Here is an 8790-nt window from a genome sequence, read left to right as displayed (position 1 = left end):
CGGTCCGACAACCGCTCACCCGCAGGCGCCTTGACCTGCCCCACCCTCGCCACACCACAACCAACGAGGCTCAGGCACCAAAGTCACCGGCATTGCGACTAGGACGCATCAGGCTGCTCAGGGCATCACGCCGAGCTGGCGCATCAGGCCGGTGACGTCCCACTGCCACCAGCCCTCGACGATCTTCCCGTCCTCGCAGCGGAAGGTCGTCGTGCCGCGCCCGACCACCGACTTCCCGGTGTTCGGCACGTCCCGGAAGTCGGCCTTCTGCGTGGCGTGCCAGGTCCAGCGGGTGGCGACCTCGTCGCCCTCGGCGATCTGGCTCTCGACCTCGAAGCTGAAGTCGAAGGCGTCCAGGTAGCCGGAGCAGCGGTGCTTGAAGGCGGGGATGCCGACGGCGTCGCCCGGGCTGCCGTAGTCGTGGTCGAGGTAGCCGTCGGCCATGCACTCGTCGACGACCCGCAGGTCGCCGCGGCCCAGCCCGTCGAGCACCCGGCCCGCGAGGGTCTTGTTGAACTGCGAGTCGCGGACGACGTCGAGGTCGGTGAAGGTGGGCGGGGCGTCGCAGAGCGCCACCATCTCGCGGAAGATCCGGTCCGTCTCGGGGAGGCCGGAGTTGCGCATCGCCTCCTCGTAGGAGGGGAACTCCACGATCTCCACCACGTGCGTGGTGTCCGAGCGGTCGGTGGCGACCATCGCGTGGGAGGCGGTCCGCTTCCCCCGGGTGGTCGCGGCCCAGGTGTCCATGAGCCGGTTGAGGTCGTCGAGCCTGTCGGTCTTGCAGTCGATGATCTGGACGAACGCCATGGCGAGCCTCCTGACCCCCCTGGCCTCGATCGTCCGCCGACCGTGCTCGCCCTCGGTCACCACTGTCCTCTCGTGGAGGCGGACCGGGCAAGCGCTGGGGGGAGGGGGCTGCTCGACTACTCGGCTACACGGCTACTCGGCCTTGGCGTAGCTGACGCGCTCGGCGGCCAGCAGCAGCTCGGCGTGGGCGGCCAGGTCCTGCCCGCCGGTGCGGGGGGCGCCGACCTGCGGCTCGACGAGGGGCTCCGGCTCCGCCTCGGGCAGCGCCTTGAACACCCAGGTCCGGTACGAGACGAAGCGGAACACCGTGCCGAGGGCGAGGCCGACGACCTTGGCGCCCATCTGCTCGTAGTGCGAGTCCAGGCCCAGCAGGTAGACGGTGCAGGCGAGCACACCGGTCTCGATCAGCATGCCGATGCCGCTGAAGATCAGGAACAGCGTGATCTCCCGCTTGCGCGAGGCCGCGTCCCGCTCCCGGTACAGCCAGTAGCGGTAGCCGAGGTAGTTGGTGGCGATCGCGATGACGGTCGCCGCGATGTTGGACCGCAGCGAGGCCAGGCCCAGGCCGTTGATGCAGACCCAGAACACGGCGAAGTTGACCACCACGCCGCTCAGGCCGACGATGCCGAACTTCACGACCTCACCCGTGAGCCCGCGCAGTTTCTGCACGAGCCGGGGTTTCGAAGCTTCGGTCGTCGTCATACCGGGCTGCCTCCGTGTACCTGCGGGACGAAAGGGCGTCCCACCGGGCCGGGGCCACCCCTTGAGTCCTGCGTGCACGCACATGATCCGACCGCGCGGACGAGGACCTAGCCGTCCAGGCTACCCGCTTCCGTCGAACGGCTCAGCCGTCCGGGGAGGGGGTTGACATCTACGCGCGTCCACAACTCACGGCCCGGACGCGGCTCCACCACCTCCCACCGGCCCGGATATCCTGGGCCGCGTGACTTCCCCGGGCAACGTTAATTTTCCAGTGGTGGGCATGATCGGCGGCGGGCAGCTGGCCCGTATGGCACACCAGGCGGGCATCCCGCTGGGGGTCAGGTTCAAACTCCTCGCCGACACTCCCCAGGACTCCGCGGCGCAGGTCGTCTCCGAGGTCGTCCTCGGCGACTACCGCGACCTCGACACCCTGCGCGCCTTCGCCGCCGGCTGCGACGTGATCACCTTCGACCACGAGCACGTGCCGACCGAGCACCTGCGCGCGCTGCAGGCGGACGGCATCGCCGTGCGCCCCGGCCCGGACGCGCTGGTCAACGCCCAGGACAAGGGCGTGATGCGCGCCACCCTCGACTCCATCGGCGTGCCCTGCCCCCGCCACCGCCTCGTCGCCGACCCGGCCGACGTCACCGCCTTCGCGAACGAGGGCGCGGGCTACCCCGTCGTCCTCAAGACCGTCCGCGGCGGCTACGACGGCAAGGGCGTCTGGGTCGTCGACGACGAGCGGGAGGCCCAGGCGCCGTTCCTCGCCGGCGTCCCCGTGCTGGCCGAGGAGAAGGTCGACTTCGTCCGCGAGCTGGCCGCCAACGTCGTCCGCTCGCCCAGCGGCCAGGCCGTCGCCTACCCGGTCGTCGAGAGCGTCCAGGAGAACGGCGTCTGCGCCGAGGTCACCGCCCCCGCGCCCGACCTCGACCCGGCCCTGTCCGACGAGGCCCAGCAGCTCGCCCTGCGCATCGCCGGCGAACTCGGCATCGTCGGCCACCTCGCCGTCGAGCTGTTCCAGACCCGGGACGGCCGCATCCTCGTCAACGAGCTGGCCATGCGCCCCCACAACTCCGGGCACTGGACCCAGGACGGCGCCGTCACCTCGCAGTTCGAGAACCACCTGCGGGCCGTCCTCGACCTCCCGCTCGGCGACCCCCGGCCGCGCGCCCGGTGGACCGTCATGGTCAACGTCCTCGGCGGCGACTACCCGGACATGTACCACGCCTTCCTGCACTGCATGGCCCGCGACCCCGGGCTGCGCATCCACATGTACGGGAAGGACGTGAAGCCCGGCCGCAAGGTCGGCCACGTCAACGTCTTCGGGAACGACCTCGACGACGTCCGCGAGCGCGCCCGCCACGCGGCCGCCTACCTGCGAGGAACGATCACCGATTGACATCCTCCCCCGTGCGAACACGGGGGATTCCCCTCAGCCTCGCGGCTGAGCCGCTGCGCGTGTGCGCTGCGGCGGGACGACTTCCTGCTTCGCCGACGACTGCCCGCCCGGAGTGCTCCGTTGAGGTCTGACACCGTCTCCACAGGCTGCAACCGCCAGCCCGGCGGCCAGGATGTTCTTCGCCGCGTTCACGTCCCGATCGTGGGCCGTTCCGCAGCCGCACGTCCACTCGCGGACGTTGAGCGGCATCCTGCCCCGCAGGGTGCCGCACGTGCTGCACAGCTTGGAGGATGGGAACCAGCGGTCGACCACGACCAGGTCCCGTCCGTACCAGGCCGCCTTGTACTCCAGCATGCTCCGCAGCTCGGACCACGATGCATCGGCGATGGCGCGGGCCAGGACGCGGTTCTTGAGCATGCTGCGGACAGTGAGGTCCTCGATCACGATCGTTTGGTTCTCACGAACGAGAGCGGTGGTGACCTTGTGCAGGAAATCCCTGCGGCGGTCGGCGATCCGGGCATGTGCCCGGCCGACTTTGAGTCGGGCCTTCGCCCGGTTCTTCCCATCCCCCGCGGCCTTGCGGGCAAGGTCGCGCTGCGCCTTGGCGAGGCGTCGGCGGTCCTTCCGTTCGTGGCGGGGGTTGCAGATCTTCCCCTGCCTGTCGGTCAGGCCCTCGATCGGGCGGGACAGGGTGAGCAGGGAGGTGATGCCCACGTCGATGCCGACAGTGGCGTCCGTTGTGGGCATCGGCCTGGGCCGGTCGTCGCACAGCATCGAGACGAACCAGCGCCCCGCGCTGTCCTGCGACACGGTGACCGTGGTCGGCGTCCTGCCGTCCGGCAGGGGCCGGGACCACACGATGTCCAGCGGATCGGCCATCTTCGCCAGCGTCAGTCGACCGTCCCGGAACCGGAACGCGGAGCTGGTGTACTCGGCGGATTTCCGGGACTTCTTCCGGGACTTGAACGTCGGGTACTTGGCCCGCTTCTGGAAGAAGTTGGCGAACGCTCCTTGCAGGTGCCGAAGCGTCTGCTGCAACGGAACCGACGAAACCTCAGCGAGGTAGGCCAGCTCCCCAGTCTTCTTCCACACCGTCAGCATTGCCGAAGTGGCGTTGTAGTTCACCCGCTCCTGCCGCTGCTGCCACGCCTCGGTGCGGGCCTGCAACGCCAGGTTGTAGACCTTCCTCACGCACCCGAACGTGCGCGACAGCTCAGCCGCCTGCGCATCGGTCGGATAGAAGCGGAACTTGAATGCCCGCCTCACGAGAGTGGCCATGCCAAACATGATAGACCGTCAGTTCATGTGAGTACCGCGCGGCGATTTCCTGCCGATGCCTTGCCGTTACGGCGGCGGTCCGGCTATCCCCGTCCCACTGCGCGGGAGTCTTGTTTCCCACCCCCGGCTGGAGCCGGGAGCACCTCTGAAAGGACCTTGATGACCTCCCCCCTCATCGGCATCGTGATGGGCTCGGACTCCGACTGGCCCGTCATGGAGGCCGCCGCCCAGGCCCTGGACGAGTTCGAGGTCCCGTACGAGGTGGACGTCGTCTCCGCCCACCGGATGCCGCGCGAGATGGTCGCGTACGGCGAGAACGCCCACGGCCGCGGCCTCAAGGCGATCATCGCGGGCGCCGGCGGCGCCGCCCACCTGCCGGGCATGCTCGCCTCCGTCACCCCGCTGCCGGTCATCGGCGTGCCGGTGCCGCTGCGCTACCTGGACGGCATGGACAGCCTGCTCTCCATCGTCCAGATGCCCGCCGGCGTGCCGGTCGCGACCGTCTCGGTGGCCGGCGCGCGCAACGCGGGCCTGCTCGCGGTGCGGATGCTCGCCGCCTTCGACCCCGAACTCACCGAGAAGATGACCGAGTTCCAGGCCGAGCTCAACAACCAGGCCACGGAGAAGGGCAAGAAGCTGCGCGCCAAGGTCGCCGGCTCCGGCTCCTTCGGTTTCGGCAAGTAACTCGGCAAGTAGCCCCTGCGGTGGGGTGGGGGTAGAACACTCCGTATGACTACGGACTCCCTCACCCCGCTCGACCGCGCCCGCCAACTGCTGCGCACCGCCCCCGTGGTGGACGGCCACAACGACCTCCCCTGGGCGATGCGCGAGCAGGCCGGGTACGACCTCGGCGCGCTCGACCTCGCCGCCGACCAGAGCGACCGCCTGCACACCGACCTCGCCCGCCTCGCGGAGGGCGGGGTCGGCGCGCAGTTCTGGTCCGTCTACGTGCCGGCCTCGCTCGCCGGGGACAGCGCCGTCAGCGCCACCCTGGAGCAGGTCGACTTCGTCCACGCCCTGGTCGAGCGCTACCCCGACCGGCTGCGCCTGGCCCGCACGGCCGCCGACATGGAGGCCGCCCGCGCCGAGGGCCGGATCGCCTCCCTGATGGGCGCCGAGGGCGGCCACTCCATCGACTGCTCGCTCGCCACCCTGCGGGCGCTGTACGAGCTCGGCGTGCGCTACATGACGCTCACCCACAACGACAACGTGCCGTGGGCCGACTCCGCGACCGACAAGCCGGTGGCCGGCGGGCTGACCCGCTTCGGCGAGGAGGTCGTCCGGGAGATGAACCGGCTCGGCATGCTCGTCGACCTCTCGCACGTCTCCGCCGACACCATGCGCGACGCGCTGCGCGTCACCGAGGCGCCCGTCGTCTTCTCGCACTCCTCCGCGCGGGCCGTCTGCGACCACGTCCGCAACATCCCGGACGACGTGCTCGCCCAACTGCCCGCCAACGGCGGGGTGGCCATGGCGACCTTCGTCCCGAAGTTCATCCTGCCCGCCGCCATCGACTGGACCCTCGCCGCGGACGAGAACATGCGCGCCCGCGGCCTGCACCCTCTGGCCACCACCCCGGCGGCCATGGCCGTCCAGCGCGCCTACGAGGCGGAGCACCCGCGCCCGATCGCCACCCCGGCGACCGTCGCCGACCACCTCGACCACATGCGCGAGGTCGCGGGCATCGACCACATCGGCATCGGCGGCGACTTCGACGGCACCGCGTTCCTGCCGGAGGGCCTCGACTCGGTCGCCGGCTACCCGAACCTGATCGCCGAACTCCTCGGCCGCCACTGGTCCGAGGCGGACCTCGCCAAGCTCACCTGGCACAACGCGGTGCGCGTGCTGCGCGACGCGGAGTCCGCCGCCGCCACGCTGCGCGCGAGCCGGCGGCCGTCCATCGCCACCATCACCGCACTGGACGCCTGACTCCTAGTCGAGCAGCGGGATCTCGATGGCCGGGCACCTGTCCATCACCATGGCCCGCCCGGCCTCGCGGACCCGCCCGTACGCGGCCTCGTCCACCACGCCCAACTGGAACCAGACGGCCTTGGCCCCGACGGCCACCGCCTGGTCGGCCACCTCCCCGGCGAGGTCGCTGTTCACGAACACGTCCACCACGTCGACCGGGAACGGGATCTCGGCGAGCGAGGCGTAGCCCTGCTCGCCGAGGACCGTCTCGGCCTTCGGGTGCACGGGCACGATGCGCTTGCCGTACTTCTGGAGCACCCGGGCCACGCCGTGGGCGGCCCGGGCGGTGTTGGTGGACAGGCCCACCACCGCCCAGGTGTCGCCGCTGCGGGTGAGGATCTCGCGGACCGTCGCTTCGTCGCCGTAGGTCGTCATACCGGTCTCAACGGGACACCCCCGAGGGGGATTCCCGGATCAGAGGTCGAAGGCCCGGAGCGTCACGAGGGCGGTGCCGTCGGCCTGGTAGACGGCCTTCAGATGGACCTCGGCGGCCTGCCCGCCCTGGTGGGGGCCGTTCGCCTCGTGGGCGTTGCCGAGGTTCAGGCCGGTGGCGTCCCGCTGGTTCAGCCGGACCCGGGGGAAGGCGGTGGTCAGCCTGGTCTCCAGGTCCTCCGAGGGCATGGTGAACGTGGCGGTGTAGCCCTGCTCCTGCACGGCGTTGTCGTCCGAGCAGGCGGCGCCGGTGGCCTGGGCGGGCAGGGAGCCGCCTGCGAAGGCCACCGCCTTGGAACAGGCCGTCCCGTGCGGCTCGCCGGGACCGGTCCAGGAGCCGCCGATGTCGCTCCAGACGATGGCGATGAGGGCCAGGTACACGACGGGCGTCAGGAGGACGGCGGCCACCAGGCCCCCGGTCAGCCAGGTCAGCAGCCGGTCCAGCCCGGTGGCGCGGTTGGTGTGCATGAGGACCCCCCGGTCTCCGCGGACAGTGCGGAACCGATCCTCGCATGCCATCTGAACGTGTTCAATAAGCGTCAGCTGGGGCGCCCCAGGGCCCGGTACGTCCAGCCGGCGGCGCGCCAGGCGTCGGCGTCGAGGACGTTGCGGCCGTCCAGCAGGCGGCGCTCGGCGACGACGGCGCCGAGGGCGGCCGGGTCCAGCTCGCGGAACTCCGCCCACTCGGTGAGGTGCAGGACGACGTGGGCGCCCTCGGCCGCCTCCAGGGCGGAGCCGGCGTAGGTGAGCGAGGGGAACATCTTGCGGGCGTTGTCGACGGCCTTCGGGTCGTAGACGGTGACCTGGGCGCCCTGGAGCTGGATCTGCGCCGCCACGTTGAGGGCGGGGGAGTCCCGGATGTCGTCCGAGTTGGGCTTGAAGGCCGCGCCGAGCACGGCGACCCGGCGGCCCAGGAAGCCGCCGCCGCACTGCTCGCGGGCCAGCTCGACCATCCGGGAGCGGCGGCGCATGTTGATCGAGTCGACCTCGCGCAGGAAGGTCAGCGCCTGGTCGGCGCCCAGCTCCCCGGCCCGGGCCATGAAGGCCCGGATGTCCTTGGGCAGGCAGCCGCCGCCGAAGCCTAGGCCGGAGTTGAGGAACTTGCGGCCGATCCGCTCGTCGTGGCCGAGGGCGGTGGAGAGCATCGTGACGTCCGCGCCGGCCGCCTCGCAGACCTCGGCCATCGCGTTGATGAAGGAGATCTTGGTGGCCAGGAAGGAGTTGGCGGCGGCCTTCACCAGCTCGGCGGTCGCGTAGTCGGTGACCAGGAACGGCACCCCGGCGGCGATCGGGTCCGCGTACACCTCGCGCAGCAGCCGCTCGGCCCGCTCGCTGCGCGCGCCGACCACGATCCTGTCCGGCCGCAGGGTGTCCTGGACGGCGAAGCCCTCGCGCAGGAACTCCGGGTTCCAGGCGAGTTCGGCCTCCTCGCCGACCGGCGCCAGCGCGGCCAGCCGCTCGGCGAGCCGGGCCGCCGAGCCGACCGGCACGGTGGACTTGCCGACGACCAGCGCCGGGCGGGTCAGGTGCGGGGCGAGGTCGTCGATCACGGCGTCCACGTAGGACATGTCGGCCGCGAACTCGCCCTTGCGCTGCGGGGTGTTGACGCAGACGAAGTGGACGTCCGCGAACCGCGCGACCTCCTCGACGGAGCTGGTGAAGCGCAGCCGCCCGGTCGAACCCTCGTGCCCGGCCACGTGCTTGACCAGCAGCTCGGACAGCCCCGGCTCGTACATCGGGACGCGCCCGGCGGTCAGCATGGCGATCTTGTCGGGGTCGATGTCCAGGCCCAGCACCTCGAAGCCGAACTCCGCCATCGCGGCGGCGTGCGTGGCGCCGAGGTAGCCGGTGCCGATCACGGAGATGCGGAGGGTCACGGAATCCCCTTAGTGCGGGTCGACCGGTCTGGCGACCGGAATCAGGTGCTCCCCGATGCTATCGGGCCTGTTGCCGGGCCCCGTCCGGGTGCCCGACCGGCCCGCGCCCGGGACGCTAGGCAGTCGCAGGGCGGAGCCCTAGGATCTGGGTACTGAACGGTAGTTAACCGGGCACTTCGAGCTGGACGAGGCGGGCATCATGGCGGGTGGCGCAGGCGCGGCGGACTTTGATCTCTTCCGTATCTCCGAGGAGCACGAGATGCTCCGTGAGGCGGTGCGTTCGTTGGCGGAGGCGAAGATCGCTCCGTTCGCGGCGGAGGTGGA

9 protein-coding genes and 1 pseudogene are annotated in these 8790 nt (G+C 70.9%); 4 read left to right on the top strand and 6 right to left on the bottom strand.

Annotated elements, in window-relative coordinates; translation table 11 throughout:
• Window positions 1–117 precede the first annotated feature (117 nt).
• Both ACIRRS_RS38265 and ACIRRS_RS38260 read right to left on the bottom strand, forming a co-directional pair.
• Window positions 118–807, bottom strand: coding sequence for an ester cyclase (locus tag ACIRRS_RS38265; RefSeq protein ID WP_402981694.1), 690 nt, complete (start codon window positions 805–807; stop codon window positions 118–120).
• Between the two features lie 132 nt (window positions 808–939).
• Window positions 940–1509: a GtrA family protein gene (locus tag ACIRRS_RS38260; RefSeq protein WP_402981691.1), complete on the bottom strand. Its 570-nt coding sequence runs from the start codon at window positions 1507–1509 to the stop codon at window positions 940–942.
• Between the two features lie 280 nt (window positions 1510–1789).
• Here ACIRRS_RS38260 and ACIRRS_RS38255 point away from each other — a divergent pair, with 280 nt between their 5' ends.
• The gene (locus tag ACIRRS_RS38255; RefSeq protein WP_402981697.1) at window positions 1790–2908 is read left to right on the top strand and encodes a 5-(carboxyamino)imidazole ribonucleotide synthase; all 1119 of its coding nucleotides are present in this window, start codon (window positions 1790–1792) and stop codon (window positions 2906–2908) included.
• Window positions 2909–2941: 33 nt separating this feature from the next.
• Here ACIRRS_RS38255 and ACIRRS_RS38250 read toward each other — a convergent pair whose 3' ends face one another.
• Window positions 2942–4186: an RNA-guided endonuclease InsQ/TnpB family protein gene (locus ACIRRS_RS38250; protein WP_402981688.1), complete on the bottom strand. Its 1245-nt coding sequence runs from the start codon at window positions 4184–4186 to the stop codon at window positions 2942–2944.
• Window positions 4187–4345: 159 nt separating this feature from the next.
• Between ACIRRS_RS38250 and purE the strand changes: the two genes are divergently transcribed.
• Together purE and ACIRRS_RS38240 are read left to right on the top strand one after the other, a co-directional pair.
• Window positions 4346–4870, top strand: coding sequence for a 5-(carboxyamino)imidazole ribonucleotide mutase (gene purE / locus ACIRRS_RS38245; protein WP_402981685.1), 525 nt, complete (start codon window positions 4346–4348; stop codon window positions 4868–4870).
• 45 nt (window positions 4871–4915) lie between these two features.
• Complete coding sequence (locus tag ACIRRS_RS38240) at window positions 4916–6115, top strand: dipeptidase (protein ID WP_402981682.1); 1200 nt, start codon at window positions 4916–4918, stop codon at window positions 6113–6115.
• A 3-nt stretch (window positions 6116–6118) separates the two neighbouring features.
• Here ACIRRS_RS38240 and ACIRRS_RS38235 read toward each other — a convergent pair whose 3' ends face one another.
• The 3 genes from ACIRRS_RS38235 to ACIRRS_RS38225 all read right to left on the bottom strand — a co-directional run bounded on the left by ACIRRS_RS38235 (window position 6119) and on the right by ACIRRS_RS38225 (window position 8466).
• Window positions 6119–6532 carry a CoA-binding protein gene (locus ACIRRS_RS38235; protein WP_402981679.1) on the bottom strand — a complete coding sequence of 138 codons (414 nt, stop codon included), beginning with the start codon at window positions 6530–6532 and terminating at the stop codon, window positions 6119–6121.
• Window positions 6533–6571: 39 nt separating this feature from the next.
• Window positions 6572–7057: a hypothetical protein gene (locus ACIRRS_RS38230; RefSeq protein ID WP_402981676.1), complete on the bottom strand. Its 486-nt coding sequence runs from the start codon at window positions 7055–7057 to the stop codon at window positions 6572–6574.
• Window positions 7058–7128: 71 nt separating this feature from the next.
• The gene (locus ACIRRS_RS38225) at window positions 7129–8466 is read right to left on the bottom strand and encodes a UDP-glucose dehydrogenase family protein (RefSeq protein WP_402981673.1); all 1338 of its coding nucleotides are present in this window, start codon (window positions 8464–8466) and stop codon (window positions 7129–7131) included.
• Window positions 8467–8665: 199 nt separating this feature from the next.
• Here ACIRRS_RS38225 and ACIRRS_RS38220 point away from each other — a divergent pair.
• Window positions 8666–8790: pseudogene (locus ACIRRS_RS38220) on the top strand (acyl-CoA dehydrogenase); the annotation flags it as partial.

It is taken from the genome of Kitasatospora sp. NPDC101183 (assembly GCF_044767945.1).
Classification (GTDB): Bacteria; Actinomycetota; Actinomycetes; order Streptomycetales; family Streptomycetaceae; genus Kitasatospora.
This window is presented reverse-complemented; position numbering and strand designations above follow the sequence as displayed.

Coding starts and splice junctions, on each gene's coding strand:
- ACIRRS_RS38265 (WP_402981694.1), bottom strand. CDS start 807: ATGGCGTTCGTCCAGATCATCGACTGCAAGACCGACAGGCTCGACGAC.
- ACIRRS_RS38260 (WP_402981691.1), bottom strand. CDS start 1,509: ATGACGACGACCGAAGCTTCGAAACCCCGGCTCGTGCAGAAACTGCGC.
- ACIRRS_RS38255 (WP_402981697.1), top strand. CDS start 1,790: ATGATCGGCGGCGGGCAGCTGGCCCGTATGGCACACCAGGCGGGCATC.
- ACIRRS_RS38250 (WP_402981688.1), bottom strand. CDS start 4,186: ATGGCCACTCTCGTGAGGCGGGCATTCAAGTTCCGCTTCTATCCGACC.
- purE (WP_402981685.1), top strand. CDS start 4,346: ATGACCTCCCCCCTCATCGGCATCGTGATGGGCTCGGACTCCGACTGG.
- ACIRRS_RS38240 (WP_402981682.1), top strand. CDS start 4,916: ATGACTACGGACTCCCTCACCCCGCTCGACCGCGCCCGCCAACTGCTG.
- ACIRRS_RS38235 (WP_402981679.1), bottom strand. CDS start 6,532: ATGACGACCTACGGCGACGAAGCGACGGTCCGCGAGATCCTCACCCGC.
- ACIRRS_RS38230 (WP_402981676.1), bottom strand. CDS start 7,057: ATGCACACCAACCGCGCCACCGGGCTGGACCGGCTGCTGACCTGGCTG.